The 18239-nt window shown below is 71.1% G+C and carries 17 protein-coding genes and 1 riboswitch; of the genes, 4 read left to right on the top strand and 13 right to left on the bottom strand.

Annotation, left to right across the window (positions count from 1 at the left end; translation table 11 throughout):
- The first annotated feature begins 15 nt into the window (after window positions 1-15).
- From AC3EQ1_RS18335 to AC3EQ1_RS18325, 3 genes are all read left to right on the top strand, one after another.
- The gene (locus AC3EQ1_RS18335; RefSeq protein ID WP_432095384.1) at window positions 16-831 is read left to right on the top strand and encodes a helix-turn-helix domain-containing protein; all 816 of its coding nucleotides are present in this window, start codon (window positions 16-18) and stop codon (window positions 829-831) included.
- Window positions 828-1112 (top strand): DUF397 domain-containing protein, encoded by a 285-nt coding sequence (locus AC3EQ1_RS18330; RefSeq protein ID WP_432095383.1) that lies wholly within the window; start codon window positions 828-830, stop codon window positions 1110-1112. The genes AC3EQ1_RS18335 and AC3EQ1_RS18330 overlap by 4 nt, the downstream gene beginning before the upstream one ends.
- A gap of 217 nt (window positions 1113-1329) precedes the next feature.
- Window positions 1330-1938, top strand: coding sequence for a hypothetical protein (locus AC3EQ1_RS18325; RefSeq protein WP_432095382.1), 609 nt, complete (start codon window positions 1330-1332; stop codon window positions 1936-1938).
- Between the two features lie 171 nt (window positions 1939-2109).
- On the opposite strand, the gene AC3EQ1_RS18320 is transcribed toward AC3EQ1_RS18325, so the two are convergent.
- Complete coding sequence (locus AC3EQ1_RS18320) at window positions 2110-2547, bottom strand: hypothetical protein (protein ID WP_432095381.1); 438 nt, start codon at window positions 2545-2547, stop codon at window positions 2110-2112.
- Between the two features lie 232 nt (window positions 2548-2779).
- On the bottom strand, window positions 2780-3928 hold the full coding sequence (mnmA, locus tag AC3EQ1_RS18315) for a tRNA 2-thiouridine(34) synthase MnmA (protein WP_432095380.1): 1149 nt from the start codon (window positions 3926-3928) through the stop codon (window positions 2780-2782).
- Between the two features lie 89 nt (window positions 3929-4017).
- Between mnmA and AC3EQ1_RS18310 the strand changes: the two genes are divergently transcribed.
- A complete protein-coding gene (locus tag AC3EQ1_RS18310) occupies window positions 4018-4659 on the top strand; it encodes an N-acetylmuramoyl-L-alanine amidase (protein ID WP_432095379.1) in 642 nt (213 codons plus the stop codon).
- 208 nt (window positions 4660-4867) lie between these two features.
- Here the strand turns inward: AC3EQ1_RS18310 and AC3EQ1_RS18305 are convergent, their stop codons facing one another.
- The 11 genes from AC3EQ1_RS18305 to AC3EQ1_RS18255 form a co-directional block, all read right to left on the bottom strand.
- On the bottom strand, window positions 4868-6037 hold the full coding sequence (locus AC3EQ1_RS18305) for a cysteine desulfurase family protein (protein WP_432095378.1): 1170 nt from the start codon (window positions 6035-6037) through the stop codon (window positions 4868-4870).
- A 258-nt stretch (window positions 6038-6295) separates the two neighbouring features.
- On the bottom strand, window positions 6296-7150 hold the full coding sequence (locus AC3EQ1_RS18300) for a thioesterase family protein (protein WP_432095377.1): 855 nt from the start codon (window positions 7148-7150) through the stop codon (window positions 6296-6298).
- A gap of 160 nt (window positions 7151-7310) precedes the next feature.
- Complete coding sequence (locus AC3EQ1_RS18295; RefSeq protein WP_432095376.1) at window positions 7311-7973, bottom strand: trimeric intracellular cation channel family protein; 663 nt, start codon at window positions 7971-7973, stop codon at window positions 7311-7313.
- A 34-nt stretch (window positions 7974-8007) separates the two neighbouring features.
- Window positions 8008-9159, bottom strand: coding sequence for an ABC transporter ATP-binding protein (locus tag AC3EQ1_RS18290; RefSeq protein ID WP_432095375.1), 1152 nt, complete (start codon window positions 9157-9159; stop codon window positions 8008-8010).
- Window positions 9160-9179: 20 nt separating this feature from the next.
- On the bottom strand, window positions 9180-10277 hold the full coding sequence (locus AC3EQ1_RS18285; protein WP_432095374.1) for an ABC transporter ATP-binding protein: 1098 nt from the start codon (window positions 10275-10277) through the stop codon (window positions 9180-9182).
- Window positions 10274-11272 carry an ABC transporter permease gene (locus AC3EQ1_RS18280; RefSeq protein WP_432095373.1) on the bottom strand — a complete coding sequence of 333 codons (999 nt, stop codon included), beginning with the start codon at window positions 11270-11272 and terminating at the stop codon, window positions 10274-10276. Before AC3EQ1_RS18280 ends, AC3EQ1_RS18285 begins: the two co-directional genes overlap by 4 nt.
- Before the next feature lie 119 nt (window positions 11273-11391).
- The gene (locus AC3EQ1_RS18275; protein ID WP_488187158.1) at window positions 11392-13164 is read right to left on the bottom strand and encodes an ABC transporter substrate-binding protein; all 1773 of its coding nucleotides are present in this window, start codon (window positions 13162-13164) and stop codon (window positions 11392-11394) included.
- Window positions 13165-13282: 118 nt separating this feature from the next.
- Window positions 13283-14281, bottom strand: coding sequence for an ABC transporter permease (locus tag AC3EQ1_RS18270; protein ID WP_432095372.1), 999 nt, complete (start codon window positions 14279-14281; stop codon window positions 13283-13285).
- A gap of 851 nt (window positions 14282-15132) precedes the next feature.
- A complete protein-coding gene (locus AC3EQ1_RS18265) occupies window positions 15133-15933 on the bottom strand; it encodes an enhanced serine sensitivity protein SseB C-terminal domain-containing protein (RefSeq protein WP_432095397.1) in 801 nt (266 codons plus the stop codon).
- 176 nt (window positions 15934-16109) lie between these two features.
- Window positions 16110-16892, bottom strand: a complete 783-nt coding sequence (locus AC3EQ1_RS18260) for an enhanced serine sensitivity protein SseB (RefSeq protein WP_432095396.1) — start codon at window positions 16890-16892, stop codon at window positions 16110-16112.
- Window positions 16893-17134: 242 nt separating this feature from the next.
- Entirely contained in the window at window positions 17135-17839 is a 705-nt protein-coding gene (locus tag AC3EQ1_RS18255; RefSeq protein ID WP_432095395.1) for an AAA family ATPase, read from the bottom strand.
- Between the two features lie 143 nt (window positions 17840-17982).
- Window positions 17983-18088: riboswitch (glycine riboswitch) on the top strand.
- Window positions 18089-18239 lie beyond the last annotated feature (151 nt).

Here is an 18239-nt window from a genome sequence, read left to right as displayed (position 1 = left end):
AGCGAGGAAGTCCCCATGACCCGACAGGATCAACCACCGCCCAGCCTTCACATCTTCGGAATCCAGTCACGATTCCTCAGAGAGCGTCGCGGTTTGACGCAAAAGGAACTTGCGCAACGCATTACCTACTCCGACTCGTTGATCGCGATGGTGGAACGCGGCGAACGTTCCCCGCAGCCGGCCTACATCGAGCGCGTGGACGAGGCACTGGGCGCGAACGGCATGCTGGCGGTGCTGGCCCCGCACATGGAACGGGAGGACCACCCGCACTGGGCGCAGGAGTACGTGCAGCTGGAGGCGGAGGCGCTGGCGCTGCATGCCTACGACACCCATGTCATCAAGGGGCTGCTCCAGAGTGAGGACTACGCCAGGGCGGTGTTCCGTTCACGGTGCCCTGCCTTGGACGAGGAGGAGATCGAACGTGCGGTTCAGGCCCGGTTGGCTCGACAGAAGATGCTGGCGCGCAGACCCGCACCCCGGCTGACATTCGTTCTGGAGGAGTCGGTGCTACGGAAGGCGATCGGCGGCAAGGCAGTGCGAGAGGGGCAGCTGCGTCACCTGCTCACTTGCGCCGCGATGCCGCATGCCGTGCTACAGATCATGCCGGACAGCAGAGAGACCCATGCAGGCCTCGATGGCCCGATGACGCTACTGGAGACTCCTGACCACCGGACCATCGCCTACGTTGAGGGGCAGCGCGGCAGCTACTTCCTATCCAGGCCCGAAGAAGTCAGTGTCGCAACGCACCGCTATGCGATCATCCGTTCACAGGCCCTCTTTCCGGAGGAGTCGATGGAGCACATCGAGCGCTCGCTGGCAGGAGGATCATGAACACCGAACGCACACCGCGTAGTTCGGCCCGCCTCACCTGGTTCAAGAGCAGCTACAGCGGCAGCGACGGCGGTGACTGCATCGAGGTCGCCGTCGAGTGGCGCACATCCGGCCACAGCGGCAGCGAAGGCGGTGAGTGCGTGGAGGTCGCCACGTGCCCCGGGGCCGTGCACGTACGGGACTCCAAGAACCGCACCGGCCCCGCCCTGACGTTCACCCCCGACGCCTGGTCGGCCTTCGTCGACTACGCCTCCCGAGCACGGGAAACATCGGCCGACTGATCCGGCCCGGAACCGCGCCACAGGCCCCGCCCGAGGAGCAGCGCCCTCCCAGCGGGGCCTTTCGCACGCTGTTCTTGCGCATGACGCTCCCTCAAGCACCGCATGTGTACGGCTGGTTCCCGTCCCCCCGCACGCTGCCGCTCGCGTCCCGTCGTGCATGCTGGATTTCGACCCGAACACGACCGAGAGGGAAACCGGGGTGCGACCAGCAGGGACCGTGTCATCCTCCGCGCCGGAGAAGGCCGTTGACATCCCGGACGCTCCCCCGAGTCTCCTCAACTCACTGGTGTGGGCTCTCCTCGTGCCGGCCGGGTTCGCCACCGCCTCCGTGCTCGGCGTGTTCCCGCATCCGGCGACCAATCTCTGCGGCGCAGTGGTCGCCCTGGCGACCTTCGTCACCGCCGTCGTGCTGGTCAGCGGGGTCTGGCACCGCAAGTGGGCTGCCCTGCTCGTCGCCATCCTGGGCGTCGTCCTCGGGCTCTGCGCGGGGACCGGGCTCTACGGGCTGTACATGGAAAAATTCGGGGTCCGTTCCCCGGTGGTCGTCACGGGGGTGGAGTGGCGGGGCGAACATGCGCACTGCACCGTGGTGGAGACCGGCGGCAATCACACGATGTACGAGCTGAGCGAGCAGGAGAACTGCTCCGATTCCTTCGAGCGCCCGGACCGTGTGACGCTCCGTCAGGACCCCTTCGGGATGCTGGCGCCGCGCCTTCCGGACCGGCCCGGTGCCTCGCACACGTCGGAGGACGCGTGGTTCACGGCGGGGCTCTTCGGGCTGACCGCTGCGGTGGTGTGCTGCGCCGGGCTGCGCCGCAGGCGTTGACCGGCGGCCGGGCAGGGCTGTGGAACGCCATGTGGCTGCCGCCCCGAAGGGGACGGCAGCCACATGAGGTGCAGGCGGAAGCTCCGCGTCACCCGGCGCGCCGGGTGGTCAGGTCACCGGCGGCAGTCCGCCGGCCGCCCGCCGCCCGTCAGCGGTGCGAGTCGGCGCAGGTCAGCGGACCTTGTACCAGACATTGGCGTGGGTCCGCTTGGGCCACACCATGTCACCCTGGTTCGGCCCGGAGAGGGACGCCGTGCCGATGTTGGTGCCGCGGTACTTCCAGCCCTTGTGGGCCTTCAGCGAGACCTTCTTGGAGTAGCACTTCTTCGCGCGGTGGCAGCCGTTCAGGCCACCGCCCGTGTAGTCCTTGAAGTCGCCGTTCTTGTACGAGGAGAGCGCAGCGCTCGGGCGCATGATGCTGACCCGCTGGTTGCAGACCATCTTCCCCTGCGCGACGACCTTGCCGCCGCTGCGCCAGACCTTGATGTAGTTGCGGCAGCCGCCGTAGCGGGCGCCGTGCCCCTCGGCCGCCAGGGCCTCGGTTCCGGACATCAGCACGCAGGCGAGCGCGACCGAGCCGACGCTCAGGCCCTTGAGAGCCTTCTTCACTTGTTGTTCCTCCCGTTTTCTGTGGCCCCGGCCTTCACCCCCCGTGGGTCTGCGCCGGTTCCACAACACGCAGAAGAATAAGGCTCGTTGATCTCTGTTGCGACGGAATAACGCGGTCCTTGACAGCATCACCGATAACCCACCGATATCCCCACAACCAGACTCCCGGGCTCCGGAAAGGGATTCGTGAGACAGACGGCAGCGGTCGGGCGGGCAGCGGCCCGGCCGAGCCTCAGCCCGCCGTCGCCTTCGCCCGCTCGGTCGTGGCGATCGTCGCCGAGCCGACCACGCGCGTGCCGTCGTACAGCACGATCGCCTGGCCCGGGGCCACCCCTCGGACCGGCTCGGCGAAGGTGACCCGCAGCTCCCCGTCGACCGGCTCGGCCGTCACCTCGGTCTCGCCGCCGTGGGCGCGGAGCTGCGCCGTGTAGCGGCCGGGGCCGGTGGGGGCGGTGCCGCACCAGCGGGGCCGGATCGCGGTCAGGCCGTTCACGTCGAGGGCGTCGGAGGGGCCGACGGTGACGGTGTTGTCCACCGGGGAGATGTCCAGGACGTAGCGCGGCTTGCCGTCGGCGGCCGGGACGCCGAGGCGCAGGCCCTTGCGCTGGCCGATGGTGAAGCCGTAGGCGCCGCTGTGGCTGCCGAGCCGGGTGCCGTCCTCGTCGACGATGTCGCCCTCGGAGGTACCGAGGTGCTTCGCCAGGAAGCCCTGGGTGTCGCCGTCCGCGATGAAGCAGATGTCGTGGCTGTCCGGCTTCTTCGCGACGGCCAAGCCGCGGCGCTCGGCCTCGGCGCGGATCTCGTCCTTGGTGGTGAGGGTGTCGCCGAGCGGGAAGAGGGCGTGGGCGAGCTGCTTCTCGTCGAGCACGCCGAGGACGTAGGACTGGTCCTTGGCCATGTCGGAGGCCCGGTGCAGCTCGCGGGAGCCGTCCTCGGTCATGACGACGGTCGCGTAGTGGCCCGTGCACACCGCGTCGAAGCCCAGCGCCAGCGCCTTGTCGAGCAGCGCGGCGAACTTGATCTTCTCGTTGCAGCGCAGGCAGGGGTTGGGGGTCCGGCCGGCCGCGTACTCGTTGACGAAGTCCTCGACGACGTCCTGGCGGAAGCGCTCGGCGAGATCCCAGACGTAGAAGGGGATGCCGATGACGTCGGCGGCCCGGCGGGCGTCGTGGGAGTCCTCGATCGTGCAGCAGCCGCGGGCCCCGGTCCGGAAGGATTTCGGGTTGGCGGAGAGGGCGAGGTGGACGCCGGTGACGTCGTGGCCGGCCTCGGCGGCGCGGGCGGCGGCCACCGCGGAGTCGACACCGCCGGACATGGCGGCGAGGACACGGAGGCGGCCGCCGTCGCGGGGGCCGGAGGGAGCACCGGGAAAGTCGTTCATAGCTCTACCAGGGTAAGGGGAACCGGACGAGTGTCCGCAGCCGTTGTCGAACCGGTGGCCGGGAGGGCCGCCGGGAAGGCAGGGGCGGGATGGAAGAGCGGTCCCGAGGGGTGGTCGGCCGGCGTGCGGTGCTGGTCGGAGGCGGTGCGGCCGTCCTGGGCACGGCGGGGTACCTGGCGTCGGACTCGCTGTCCCGGCTGTGGTGGCGGCTCCCGGGGAACGACAAGCCGCGCAGACCGGGTGAGCTCGATCACCGCGGCGCCGAGTGGATACCGGCGTCCGACGCGAACTGGCGGCGGGCCGACCGGCCGGCCGACTACAGAATCGACCGGGTGGTGATCCATGTCCCGCAGGCCACCTATCCGCTCACTCTGAAGGTCTTCAAGGACCCCGGCCACCGCGCCGCCGCGCACTACGTGGTGCGCTCGAAGGACGGCCATGTGGCGCAGATGATCCGCGAGCTGGACGTGGCGTTCCACGCGGGCAACCGCGCGTACAACGAGCGGAGCATCGGGATCGAGCACGAGGGCTGGGTGGACCGGCCGGAGTTCTTCACCGATGTCATGTACCGCTCGTCGGCGAAGCTGACCGCGGGGATCTGCGAGCGGTACGGCATCCCGAAGGACCGCGAGCACATCGTGGGGCATGTGGAGGTGCCGGGCACCGACCACACCTGTCCCGGTCCGCACTGGGACTGGGACCGCTATCTGCGGCTGGTGCGGCGGGCCTGAGGGGCTGAGGCCCGCCCCTGACTGCCCCCTGCCCGGGCCGGCCGTCCCGGGCGCTTCCGGTGGCTCCGATGACTGCGGCCCCGGTGGTTCCGGTGGTTCCGGTGGTTCTGGTGGTTCCATCGACTCCCGGTGGCTCCCGGTGGCTCGAGCGGCTCCGGCGGCACCCGGCGGCCCGGCGGCTCCAGCAGCCCCGGCGGCCCGGGCGCCCTCAGCTCAGGCCGGCGTTCCGGGCCCGTTCCACCGCCGGGCCGATCGCCGCCGCCAGCTCGTCGATGTCGGCCTCCGTCGAGGTGTGCCCGAGGGAGAAGCGCAGCGTGCCCCGGGCCAGGTCCGGGTCGCTGCCGGTGGCGAGCAGCACATGGCTGGGCTGGGCGACGCCCGCGGTGCAGGCGGAGCCGGTGGAGCACTCGATGCCCTGGGCGTCCAGGAGCAGCAGCAGGGAGTCGCCCTCGCAGCCGGGGAAGGAGAAGTGCGCGTTGGCGGGGAGCCGGCCGTCCGGGTCGGGGTCGCCGCCCAGGATCGCGTCGGGGGCGGCGGCCAGGACCGAGGCGATCAGCTTGTCGCGCAGCGCGCCGATCTCCCGGGCGAAGACGGGCTGGTGCTCGGCGGCGTGCCGGGCGGCGGCGGCGAACCCGGCGACGGAGGGCACGTCGAGGGTGCCGGACCGCACCTGGCGCTCCTGGCCGCCGCCGTGCAGCAGCGGTACGGGGGCGTGGGACCGGCCGAGCAGCAGGGCGCCGATGCCGTACGGGCCGCCGATCTTGTGGCCGGAAACCGTCATGGCGGCGAGGCCGGAAGCGGCGAAGTCGAGGGGCAGCTGACCGAACGCCTGAACCGCGTCGGCGTGCATCGGGATGCCGGACTCGGCGGCCACCGCGGCGAGTTCCCGGACCGGCTGGACGGTGCCGATCTCGTTGTTCGCCCACATGACGGTCACCAGGGCGACGTCGGAGGGGTCGCGCGCGATGGCGTCGCGGAGCGCGTCGGGGTGGACCCGGCCGTAGCCGTCGACCGGCAGGTACTCGACGCGCGCGCCCTCGTGCTCGGCCAGCCAGTCGACGGCGTCCAGCACCGCGTGGTGTTCGACGGGGCTGGCCAGGACGCGGATCCGGGCCGGGTCGGCGGCCCGGCGGGACCAGTAGAGGCCCTTCACGGCCAGGTTGTCGGACTCCGTGCCGCCCGCGGTGAACACCACTTCGCTGGGGCGCGCGCCGAGCGCGGCGGCGAGGTGTTCCCGGGACTCCTCGACGGCGCGGCGGGCTCTGCGCCCCGCCGCGTGCAGGGAGGAGGCGTTGCCCGTGACGGCGAGCCGGGCGGTCATCGCCTGCACCGCCTCCGGGAGCATCGGGGTGGTGGCGGCGTGGTCGAGGTAGGCCATGGTGCCCCCGATTCTACGAGCCGCGGCGGGGCGGGGTTAAGGCGCGTACCGGCTCATGACCGGCGGGCGGACGACCGGCCGGGAGGGGCCCGGCGGAGCGCTTCCGTCCGCACCGGCGCCGTGCGCACTCGCGCGGTGGGCACTGGCCCCCGGCAGCACACCCGTACCGGGCACCCGCCCGGCACATCCGTACCGGGCGCGACCGTACCCGGCGCATCCCTGGCCGACGCCACCGCAAAGGGCCACGCCCCCCGCCCCTCAGACCTGGAGCACCCGCGCCAGCTGCCGCGACTGGGCCACCAGGCGGTCCTCGCTGTCCCAGACCTCGGCGTCCTCCTCCAGGAAGCCGCCGGCCAGGTTGCGGGTGCTGATCGCCACGCGCAGCGGGCCGGGCGCGGGCCGGCAGCGGACGTGCACGGTGAGTTCGACGGTGGGGACCCAGCCGAGGACGCCGAGTTCGAAGGCGGTGGGCGGCAGCGCGTCCACGGCGAGCAGCAGCGAGAGCGGGTCGTGGTCGCGGCCGTCGGCGAGACCGAACCAGGCCCGCATGTCGCCGTTGCCGGACGGGGAGCCGACCGCCCACCCCGCGGTGGCCGGATCCAGCCGCAGGTCGAGACGGTCGGTGATGGCGCTGCTGCCGGGGATGACACTGGCCCCGGGCCCGTCGTTCGCGCCGAGGCACTGCTCGTACGGGGGCATGGCCGGGGGCTTCGCGGTGGTGCGGACCTCGTCGGTGAGGGCACCGAGGTCGCCGTAGTGGGCGGTGACGCGGATGCGTTCGACGTCCGAACCGTCCTCGGCCCGCTGCACCAGGGTGGCGGTGCCGGTGGACATGGTGCGGCCGGTCCGTACGGTCTCGGTGCGGATCTCGGCCGGGCCCGGGGTGGAGGCCGTCAGGTAGTGCGCGGTGATGGTGAACGGGTCCGGGTGCGGCAGCGCCTCACCGAGGGCGCGGCCGAGAACGGCGAGCAGGTAGCCACCGTTGACCGCCTGGATGATCGTCCAGCCCTCGGACAGCCGGGCGTCGTAGACGCCGGGGGCGCGCTGCACGACAGCCGTATCGCGGTCGAACTCGCTGCTGCCGATGGTTGCCTGAGCTGCTGCCTGTGCCATGCGCTGCACGGTAACACCCAGAAGTTACCGGCGGGTAGTATTGTCTTGAACATCACAGCGGAGCCCCGGGATCCGGCGCCCGCGGGCCGGTCCGTGAGCCCGTCACCTGCCCGCGGCGGGGGAGGCCGGAGACCGTTGAGGGCACCGACCACGGCCCGGGTCAGGCCTCTTCCACCGCCGAGGAACGCCGGTGCCAGGCGCGGGGCGCACGCCAGCCGAAGCGCATGGCGAGGATCCGGATCAGGAACGCGATGACCGCCGCGCTCGCGCTGCTCAGCGCGTTCAGCGCGTCGAAGTGGATGAGCAGGGCGGTGATCGTGGCGCCCACGACGCAGGGCACCGCGTAGAGGTCGCGGTCCCAGCGCAGCAGGGAGGGCACCTCGTTGGCGAGCACGTCGCGGAGCACACCGCCGCCGGCCGCGGTCACCAGGCCGAGGACGGCGGACTGGGTGAGCCCGAGCCCGTACTCGTGGGCCTTGGTGGTGCCCGCCACGCAGAACAGTCCGAGGCCCGCGGCGTCGAAGACCAGCACCGCGCCGTTGATCCGCTCCACCTGGGGGTGGAGGAAGAAGACGCAGGTCGCCGCGACCAGCGGCATCAGGAAGTAGCCCAGATCGGTGAAGGCCGCGGGCGGGACGGCACCGATGATCAGATCACGCACCACCCCTCCGCCCAGCGCCGTCGCCTCGGCGAGCACCGCGATACCGAACACGTCGAAGTTCTTGCGCACGGCGAGCAGCGCACCGGAGATCGCGAAGACGAAGATCCCGACGAGGTCCAGGGAGTGCTGGACGGAAGGGGTGTACAGATCGGTGAGGAGCACCCGGTCATCATGCCGCCGGTCCGCCCCGGGGCCATTACTCCGTGCCGGTCTCCTTGCTCACGTTCTTCCCGCGCACGGAGCCCGTGGTGTCCCCGTCGGCGTCCGCGCCGGCGGCGGCCGTGCTGAGGCCGATCGCGTCCGCGGCGCCCTCCAGCGGGGTGTCGGCCGGTGCCTGGTCGGGGGCGTTCTCCGGGTGGTGGCAGGCCACCTGGTGGCCCGTCCGCAGCTGGACCAGCGGCGGCTCCTGCGTCGAGCAGAGCTCGGTCGCCTTCCAGCAGCGGGTGTGGAAGCGGCAGCCGGACGGCGGCGCGATGGGCGAGGGGACGTCGCCCTTGAGCAGGATGCGGTTGCGCTCGGTGCGCCGCCGGGGGTCGGGCACCGGCACCGCGGACATCAGCGCCCGGGTGTAGGGGTGCATGGGCGTCTCGTACAGCGAGGTGCGGTCGGCGAGCTCCACGATCTTGCCGAGGTACATCACCGCGATGCGGTCGGAGACGTGCCGGATGACCGACAGGTCGTGCGCGATGATCACATAGGTGAGGCCCAGCTCCTGCTGGAGGTCGTCCAGCAGGTTGACGACCTGCGCCTGGATCGACACGTCCAGCGCGGAGACCGGCTCGTCCGCGACGACGAGCTTCGGCTTGAGGGCGAGCGCGCGGGCGATGCCGATGCGCTGGCGCTGGCCGCCGGAGAACTCGTGCGGATAGCGGTTGTAGTGCTCGGGGCTGAGGCCGACCAGCTCCAGCAGTCCCTGCACCGTCTTCTTCACCCCGCCGTCGGGATCCACGCCCTGGAGCCGGAAGGGCGCCCCGATGATGGAGCCCACCGTGTGCCGCGGGTTCAGCGACGAGTAGGGGTCCTGGAAGATCATCTGGACGTCGCGGCGCATCGGCCGCATCCCGGTGGTGCCCAGATGCGTGATGTCCTTGCCCTCGAACTCGATCCTCCCCGCGGTCGGTTCGAGCAGCCGCGTGATCAGCCGGCCCATCGTCGACTTCCCGCAGCCCGACTCGCCCACCACGCCCAGGGTCTCCCCCGGCCGTACGGCGAAGTCGAGTCCGTCCACGGCCTGCACTGCTCCGACCTGGCGCTGCAGCAGTCCCTTTTTGATCGGGAAGTGCTTGACCAGCCCGGACACCTTGAGCAGCGGCTCAGGAGATGCGGCGGCCTGCTCCGGAATCGTCATCTCGGCGTCCTTTGCCTTGCTCACAGCTTCGGGGCAATCTCTTCGGTCCAGATCCGGGTCCGGTCCTCCTGCGTCATGTGGCAGGCCGCGTGGTGCCCGCCCGCCACCTCGCGGAGCTCGGGGCGCTCGGTGCGGCTGACGCCCCCGGCCGGCACGTCCGCGTACGGGCAGCGCGGGTGGAAGGCGCAGCCGCTGGGCACGTTGATCAGGCTGGGCGGGGAGCCCTGGACGGGGATGAGCCGCTCGGTCTGCTCCCGGTCGATCCGCGGCATGGAGCCCAGCAGACCCCAGGTGTAGGGGTGCTGCGGTTCGTAGAAGACCTTCTCCGCCGGGCCCCGCTCCACGCAGCGGCCGCCGTACATCACCAGGATGTCGTCGGCCAGTTCGGCGACGACGCCCAGGTCGTGGGTGATGATGATGACCGCGGAGCCGAACTCCTTCTGCAGATCCCGGATGAGGTCGAGGATCTGCGCCTGGACGGTGACGTCGAGGGCGGTGGTGGGCTCGTCCGCGATGAGCAGTTCCGGGTTGTTGACCAGCGCCATCGCGATCATCGCGCGCTGCCGCATCCCGCCGGAGAACTCGTGCGGATAGCTGTCCACCCGGGCCTTGGGCTCGGGGATGCCGACCCGGTCCAGCAGCTCGACCGCGCGCCGGCGGGCGGTCTTCTTGTCCACGTCGTGGTGGACCCGGTAGGCCTCCACGATCTGCGCGCCGATCGTGTAGTAGGGGTGCAGCGCGGACAGCGGGTCCTGGAAGATCATCGCCATCTCCCGGCCGCGGAGCCGGCGCACCTCCTCCGGGTCGGCCGACAGCAGTTCCTTCCCGTCCAGCCGGATCTCCCCGGAGATCTGCGCCCGCCCCCGGCCGTACTGGCCCACCTTGTGCAGGCCCATGATCCCCAGCGAGGTCACGGACTTGCCGGAGCCGGACTCGCCGACGATGCCGAGCGTCTTCCCCTTCTCGAGCTGGAAGGAGAGCCCGTCCACGGACTTCACCAGACCGTCCTCGGTCGGGAAGTGGATCCGCAGATCCCGCACGTCCAGGAAGGCCTCCGCGGCGGGAGAGGCGGTGGCGACCGGCTCGCCGACGGCGCCGGACTTGGTCAGATCCGTCACGAGAGCCTCACTCGGGGGTCGATCACGGAGTACAGGAGGTCCACGACGAGGTTGGCCACGACCACGGCCGCCGCCGCGATGAGCGTCACGCCGAGGATCAGCGGCAGGTCCCGGTCGCCGATCGCCTTCACCGCGGCCTGGCCGAGACCGGGCAGGTTGAAGGTGGTCTCCGTCAGGATCGCGCCGCCGACGAGCGCGCCCAGGTCCATGCCGAGGATCGTGAGGATCGGCGTCATGGTGGAGCGCAGCGCGTGCTTGCCGATGACGACCGGCTCCCGCAGGCCCTTGGCGCGGGCGGTACGGATGTAGTCCTCGCCCAGGATCTCGAGCATGGTGGCCCGGGTGAGCCGGGCGTACATCGCCGCGTACAGGAAGGCGAGGGTCACCCAGGGGAGGACGAGCCCGCCGAACCAGCCGCCCGGGCTCTCGGCGAACTCCACGTACTCGCCCTCGACCCAGCCGAGCTGGTAGCTGAAGATCGCCAGGGACAGCAGACCGGTGAAGTAGATCGGCAGGGAGACGCCGGCGAGGGCGATGCTCATGGCCGAACGGTCCAGCAGCGAACCCCGCTTGAGCGCGGAGACGATGCCGGTGGTCACGCCGCCGAGCAGCCACAGGACACAGGCGCCCGCGGCCAGCGAGAGGGTGACCGGCAGGCGGTCGAGGAGGACCGGCCAGATGGCCTGCTCATTGCGGAACGAGTAGCCGAAACAGGGCGCCGAGCAGTGGATGGAGGAGCCCCCGCCCACGTAGTCGCGGCCGAGGAAGATGCCGCGGACGAACTCCCAGAACTGGACGAGGATCGGATCACCCAGGCCGAGCTTCTGCCGGACGCCCTCGATCGCCGCGGGGTCCGCCTGCTTCCCGATGAACATCGCGGCAGGGTCGCTGCCCGTCAGCTTCGGGATCATGAAGAAGATGCCGAACGTCACCAGCGTGACCACGAGCAGCATCAAGACAACGGCGGCCAGCCGCCTGATGAGGTATGCGAGCACTGCAGTCGGCCCGGCAGGCGGCTCGGGAGACCTCCGCAGAGGTCCCCCGAGCCGCCGCGCGCGGCCATCACCTGCCCTTCGTGCCTAGCGGCGATGCGCCGTGGGAAGCGTACGGGTGATCACTTGACGCCGAGCGAGGCGTAGTCGTAACGGCCGTTGTACGAGTCGGCCGTGTACACGTTGGTCAGCCGCGAGCTGCGCCAGATGATGTTCTTCTCGAAGGTGAACGGCAGGTACACCGCGTGCTCGGAGACCTTCTCGTTGATCTGCCGGTAGTAGTCGGCCGCCTTGTCGGGGTCCGTCTCGGCGAGGCCCTTGTCGAAGAGCTTCTCGATCGACGGGTCCTTCAGCATCGAGAAGTTGTTGTTGCCGCTGTCGAGGATGAACCGGCCGTCCACCAGCGGCTGGGAGAAGCCCTGGCCGGACGGGAAGTCGGCGCCCCAGCCCATGATGATGATGCCGTAGTTCTTCTTGTCGACGTTCTTCGGTGCGCCGATGATGCCGGAGGTCTGGGCGCCGTCGTACTGGTCGACGTCGGCCTCGATGCCGATCTTCTTCAGCGACGCCTGCATCGACTGCGCGGTGTCGATCTCCTGCTGCTTGTTGTTGCGGACCGCGATGGTGGTCTTGAAGCCGTTCGGCTTACCGCAGGCCTTGAGCTCGGCCTTGGCCTTCGCGAGGTCCGCGGCGCCCTTGTTCTTGAGCACGCCGTAGGGGTCGTACTTCGGGTCGGAACCCTTGATCGCCGGCGGCAGCATGTTGGTGGCGATGTCGCCGCCCGCCATCGGGCCGCCACGGGCGTTCTGCAGCGACTTGTGGTCGGAGCCGTAGATGACCGCCTTGCGGCAGTGGACGTTGTCGAACGGCTTGACCGTCTGCGGGAACACCGCGTACCGGATGAAGCCGGTCTGCGGGTTGTCCAGGTTCTCCTTGTGCTGCCGCAGGGCCTTCTGGCGGCCGGCCGCGCCGACACCGGTGGCGTTGATGTCGAGGTCGTAGTCGCCCTCGATCAGCCGGTTGTCCATGTCGTCGGCGTTGGTGGTGAGCTTGACCGTGATCTTGTCCGGCAGCGCCTTGCGGATCGGGTCCGAGCTCTTCTTCCACTCGGCATTCCGGGAGAGCGCGATCCCCTTGTTGGGGGTGTAGGAGTCGAACTTGTAGGGACCGTTGGAGAACGGCTTCAGGCCGTACTTCTCCACGGTGTCCTTGTCCTGCCGCACCGGCGTCGCCGAGGGCATCGCCAGCATCTGGAGGAAGTCACCGTTGGCCTTCGGCAGCTTGAAGACGATCGTCTTCTCGTCCGGGGTCTCGATGGACTTCAGGCCCAGCTTGTCCTTGCTCTTGTCCTTGTACGGGCCCGCGTACTCCTTCTTCGGGTCGAGGACCTGCTGAAGGTAGATCGGGCCGCCGGAGATCTTGTCCTGCGCCCAGATGCGCTCGATGCCGTACTTGATGTCCTGCGAGGTGACGGGCTTGCCGTCCTCCCAGGTCACGTCGGAGCGCAGGGTGAAGGTGTAGGTCTTGCCGTCCGGGGAGACCTTGCCGGTGTCGGTGGCCATGTCCGGCACCAGCTCGGTGCTGGCCTTGCCCGGCGCGGTCTTGAAGGAGATGAGCTGACGCGTGTAGAACCGCGCGAAGTCCCACATGAAGCCGTAGTAGCCGCGCTGCGGGTCCCAGGAGTCGGCGTCCTGGGTGCCGATGAATTTGAGGGTGCCCCCCTTCTTCGCCGACGCGTTGGCGATGTTGCCGACGGCGGCGTTGAACCCGGGGGCACCTCCCTTCCCGTCGTCGTCCTTTCCTCCGCCGCCGCATGCGGCGGTGCCCAGCAGGGCGGCGACGACGAGGGCTGAGCCGGCGGCCAGTCTGCGTCTCGAAGCGTGGTTCGTTCTCACGATCTAGCAACCTCCGTGATGGTCGCGGCCCACCGGGCGACGACTGTTGTGGAATGGCCGCCCGACGGATCGGCAGGGGCGGTTCTGAGCTGGGTCGTTGCGGTCGGTGCCGGTGGGCTCAACGGGAGCCCTTCGGGTCCAGCGCGTCCCGCACGCCGTCGCCGAAGAGGTTGAACGCCAGCACCGTGATGAAGATCGCCAGACCGGGGATCACCATGAACGTGGGGTCCGACTCATAGGTGTCCACCGCCTTGTCGAGCATCTGCCCCCACGAGGAGGTGGGCGGCTTGACGCCCGCACCGAGGAAGCTGAGCGCGGCCTCGGTGAGCACGTTGGTGGGGATCATCAGCGTCGTGTAGACGGTGATCGGGGCCACCAGGTTGGGGAGCAGCTCCCGGAAGAGGATGTAGATCTGCCCGGCGCCCAGGCTCCGAGCGGCCTCGACGTACTCCCGCTCCCGCAGCGAGAGGGTCTGGCCGCGGACGATGCGCCCGACGTACGGCCAGCCGAAGAAGCCGATCACCACGACCAGCGCGCCGATGCGCACGCCGCTGCCGGAGACGCCGAGGATCTCGTTGGGCAGCACCGAGACCAGCGCGATGATGAAGAGGAGCTGCGGGAAGGCGAGCAGCACGTCCATGACCCGGCTGATCACCGCGTCGACCCAGCCGCCGAAGTAGCCGGCGACCACGCCGAAGACGGTGCCGAGGGCGACCGCGACCATCGCGGCCAGGAAGGCGACGAGGAGCGAGATCCGCGCTCCGTAGACCACCCGGGAGAACACGTCCCGGCCGTTCACCGGCTCGACGCCGAAGAGGAAGTCGCCGCTGATGCCGCCCCAGGAGCCGTACGGGGTGCCGAACAGCGGGTCGATCTTCTCCTCGTGGAACTCGTCCGGCGGATGGCCCAGCAGACCGACGATGAGCGGCGCGAACACCGCGACCAGGATCAGGAGGAGCACGACGACGCCGCCGGCCAGCGCCAGCTTGTCCCGTTTCAGCCGGATCCAGGCGATGCGCCACGGGGAGCGTCCCTGGATCGCCGCGACCGGAACATCGGCGGCGACGTCGACGGCCGCGGTCTCAACGGCACTCGTGTCGTGCGGTGGTGCGGTCATCGTCTGGGGAACCCCTCTCGGCCGCATGAAACGGCCCACGCCCGCCGCCGGAGCGGCTTGATCACATCAGTGGTGCGAGCTGAACGAGTGGTACGAAAACGTTCCGGAGCGGTCCCAGAGGGCCGACGCCGCGTCGTTGCCGGGAGTCTTCATCGCGGTCTGAGGCCCCGCCAGACTTCCCCGGCAATGGATGCGCAACTGTGATGTGACCAGGCGTCCTCCGTTATCCGAACAACAGAACAGCAAGAGCGGAACCAAAACCTGGCCATATCCCTTGATATGACGCGAAGTTGCTGCACGTCATGCCATCCCCGGAGCAGCCGGCGGGCGGGCGGAACGATGCCGTCCGGGGGATTCCGGGGAGGTGTGGAGGGGCTGTTATGCGTGCCGGACCGTACAGAATGCGCCAGGTCGCGGAGCCCTGCCGCCGGTTCGGGGAGCTCCGGGACGGGGAGCTCCCGGTTCGGCGAACTCCGGCTCGGGAACTCCGGCTCGGGAACTCCGGCTCGGGAACTCCGGGACGGGGAACTCCGGGACGGCGGCGCAGCCGGCACCGGCGGACGGTTCGGACGGCGGGGGGGGTTCGGACGGCGGACGGAGGTCGGTTCCGCCGGGTACCGACGGGCAGCGATCAGTGCGCCGGTACCGGCGGGCACGGGCCGGGCGGACAGCGGTCAGGCGGCACGGGCCGAGTGGACGCAGGTCAGGCGGACAGAGCTCAGGCGGACGCCGACCGGGCAACGGCAGGCCGGGCAGGCGCGGATCGGGCAGGCGCGGACCAGGCGGACGCGCCCGCGCCGGCGCGGATCGGATCGGGCGGATCCGGGTCCGGGTCCGCCCGCCCGGTGCGGTCAGTACGCCCGGGGTGCCGGCCCCTGCCAGCCCTGTGCCTCCGGGGCACCGCCGGCGGGCGCGGGCGGGTAACCGTAGCCGGGGGCGGGCCCGGTGGGCGGCGCCGCCGCGGCGCCGTAGGCGTCCCGGTCGAAGAACGGCCGGGCGTTCGCCCGCAGCCACATCGCCACCGGGTCGTACTCGTCGGACATCGCGACCGTCGACACCGGCAGCCCGTCCGGGACGGCCCCGATCGACTGCTGCATCATCACCCGCACGGAGTCCACCGCCTGCGGGCCCGTGTCGTACAGCTCCAGGCCGATCGCCAGGTACGGCGCGCCGAGCGCGGGCTGCACCCAGGCGCGGCGCAGCGCCCGGACGGCGGGGGTGCGGTGCGCGTTCTGCGTGAGCAGCGCGTAGAACTGCGGGATCTCGATGGTCGGTTCGGACAGCCGCAGCGGCCCGGCGGGCAGCCGGTCCAGTCCGCCGGCGATCCGGCGGAGATCCGCCCAGGGAATGCCGACGCCGCCGCCCGGGGCGTGCGGGTTGAGCCACAGGCCCCAGCGCTCGGGGTAGAGGGCCGACGCGATCTCCCAGCCGGTGACGACCTCGTGGGCACGGTTCCAGCCGCTGGCCGCCAGCTCCTGGGCGGAGGTGACGCAGGGGGCGTAACCCAGCCCGCCGACCTCCATGTTCCCGTACTGGGCGTCCGGTGATCCGGGCCGGCCGTGCCAGAGCAGCATCCAGACCTGCTCCTCGGCAAGGGCGCGCAGCAGGGCCTCATAGGCGTCGTACCGCCCGGGCGTCACCTGCCGCAGCATCTGCTCGACGGCTCCGGCCGCCGCTGCGCTGGCTCCCGCGCTCACCTGACTCCGCCCCTTCTTCCGGCCTGTCGGCACTGTGCGGGGCAGTCCCGCTCCCGCCCGGTCATCCAACCAGCTTACGGGCCGACGGTGGCCCGTCCCGGTGCACCACCGGGGGTACACCCGGGTCGCGTTCAGCGCTCCGCGGTGTGGAAGGGGCGCACGCGCTCCAGCATCCAGTGCCCCACGGGGTCGTTCGCGACGTCCAGGAGTACCAATTGCACCGGCCAGGGCACCGGAACCGCGCCCAGCGCACGCCCCAGGGCCTCCATCACCACGGTCCGGTCCTCCGGTTCGCAGCGGACGAGTTCGACGCCGACGAACAGCGCGGGCGCGTCGCCCTCGACGCTGGCGAGGGCGCGGCGGGCGGTGCGGACCAGCCCGGTGACGGCGAACTCGCCCGCGGCGGCGGCGAGGAAGTCGACGGGTTCGTCCTGCCAGTCGGGCTCGAAGAGCCGCACCCGGCCGCCCGAGGCGGGCCCGTCGAGCTCGGTCCGGCCGGTGCGGCAGAGCTCGGCGACGGCGGCGGGCGGCAGCGGAACCCCGACGGCCCCGCCCGGGTTGACGGCGATGCCGAGCTGCGGCGGGAGGCCGCGGGCGAACTCCCGGGCCGGCGCGACGGTGAACGAGACGTGCGAGCCGACGACCTGGAGGAACTGCTGCTCGGAGCTGAACACCGGGACGTACGCGGCGCCGTCGATCTCGACGGTGGGCAGGTCCAGGTCCCGGCTCTCCCGGCTGCCGCCGTTGGGCAGCGGCACCCAGACATGGCTGCGGCCGAGCGCCTCGACCAGCCGGGGCCCGGCGCCGGCCACGCCCACGGAGGCGGCGAGCGCCTCTTCGAGTGCATTGCCGGGGAATCCGCCGCCCGGGGTCGCCCCGTCGGGAAGCGAGGTATAGCTGTGCTGCTCCGTCATGCTCATCGGGCCCCACCACGTCTCGTCCGAACTGCACAGGAACCCTAGCGGTTGCGGGCCCCGGGAGCTCCCCTGGGGTGACCGGATTTCTGTCGGGACCCTCCAGGACGCGCCGGACCTTTCCGCCATTTGGCGCCGTCCCGCCCGCCGCGGGCGGCCGGATCCTCCGGACGGGGGCGCTCCGGAAGCGTCCGGGACCGCTCCGGAACCGTCCGGGACCGCTGCGGAAGCGTCGGCGCCGGTCAGTCGAACCCGATGCCGGAGAGCGTGGTCGCGGCCCGGCGGTCCAGCAGGACGGCCGAGGCGCAGCCGTCCGGCAGCCGCCCGGCCTCCAGCTCCCGCACCAGCCGCCCCACGGCGCGCCGGTGCCGGGCGAAGGCGTACCCGGAGACCCCGCGCCCGCGCGAGGCCTGCCCCTCCAGGGCGACCCGCGGCTCCACGTCGAGCAGCGCCAGGTGCAGGGAGCGGCCGCGCCGGCGCGCGTCGCGGGCCAGCCAGCGGCGCACCCAGGCGAGGCTGCCGCAGTCGTGCACCACGACGCTGTCGCCGGAGCGCAGCGCGCGGCGCAGCCCGGCGTAGTGCGCCAGGCGGACGAGGGGGCGGTAGACGGCGTACGGGAGCAGCGCGGGCATCCTGCGCTCCCAGCGGTCCCGGGTGTCCTGCGAGTCCACCCGGTGGACCCGGGCCCCTGCGTGCTCCGGGGCGCCGGCCGCCCGCCGGATCAGGGTGCTCTTGCCGCTGCCGGGCAGGCCGGAGACGACGAGCACGTCCCCGGCGGGGTAGCGCAGCGCGGCGGCCGGGCGCCCGCGCAGCTCCGTGGTGCCGGCCAGGCGGCCGGGGCGGACGACGCCCGGGGCGGCCGGGGCGGCCGGGCCCGTCTGGTGGGGCACCGCGCCGAGCCCGACCCCCGAGGCTGTCGCAAACGTTCCGTGGCTCTGCACCGTGATCGTCCTCCCAGGTCCGGTCACTGCGGCTGCCGCAGAGTTTCAAGAAAAGGTAATGCCATACAACCGCCTTATCCCCCGCCCGCAGGGTCCGAAAGTGTCACAGGCGTGCAATGATGTGCGCGCAAACTCCATACCGGCCGCTTGTAACCCGCGCGGGAGAGTCTCCGGACCGGCAGTGTGCCGGGCGCCGGAGCGCCGAAGGAGCAAGTCCTCCCTTGAATCTCTCAGGCCCCGTACCGCGCAGGCGAGGCACATCTGAAAAGCGGGCCGCCGTGGAGCGGTCCCACCCAAGGTGCAAGCTGTGACCCGCCTGCCGGGTCGTGGCGAACCTCTCAGGTTCCGATGACAGATGGGGAGGCTGTGTTGTTGTCGACAGAGCCTCGCCACCCTTGCTTGGGAG

Source organism: Streptomyces sp. bgisy100 (genome assembly GCF_057709105.1).
The sequence above is the reverse complement of the archived record's forward strand: the minus strand, read 5'-3'. Positions and strand labels throughout refer to the sequence as shown.

What these genes read in the sequence shown, in the direction of transcription:
- AC3EQ1_RS18265 (WP_432095397.1), bottom strand. Translation starts at nt 15,933, where the DNA reads ATGCTGCGGCAGGTGACGCCCGGGCGGTACGACGCCTATGAGGCCCTG.
- AC3EQ1_RS18335 (WP_432095384.1), top strand. Translation starts at nt 16, where the DNA reads ATGACCCGACAGGATCAACCACCGCCCAGCCTTCACATCTTCGGAATC.
- AC3EQ1_RS18270 (WP_432095372.1), bottom strand. Translation starts at nt 14,281, where the DNA reads ATGACCGCACCACCGCACGACACGAGTGCCGTTGAGACCGCGGCCGTC.
- AC3EQ1_RS18310 (WP_432095379.1), top strand. Translation starts at nt 4,018, where the DNA reads ATGGAAGAGCGGTCCCGAGGGGTGGTCGGCCGGCGTGCGGTGCTGGTC.
- AC3EQ1_RS18290 (WP_432095375.1), bottom strand. Translation starts at nt 9,159, where the DNA reads ATGACGATTCCGGAGCAGGCCGCCGCATCTCCTGAGCCGCTGCTCAAG.
- AC3EQ1_RS18300 (WP_432095377.1), bottom strand. Translation starts at nt 7,150, where the DNA reads ATGGCACAGGCAGCAGCTCAGGCAACCATCGGCAGCAGCGAGTTCGAC.
- AC3EQ1_RS18305 (WP_432095378.1), bottom strand. Translation starts at nt 6,037, where the DNA reads ATGGCCTACCTCGACCACGCCGCCACCACCCCGATGCTCCCGGAGGCG.
- AC3EQ1_RS18260 (WP_432095396.1), bottom strand. Translation starts at nt 16,892, where the DNA reads ATGACGGAGCAGCACAGCTATACCTCGCTTCCCGACGGGGCGACCCCG.
- AC3EQ1_RS18330 (WP_432095383.1), top strand. Translation starts at nt 828, where the DNA reads ATGAACACCGAACGCACACCGCGTAGTTCGGCCCGCCTCACCTGGTTC.
- mnmA (WP_432095380.1), bottom strand. Translation starts at nt 3,928, where the DNA reads ATGAACGACTTTCCCGGTGCTCCCTCCGGCCCCCGCGACGGCGGCCGC.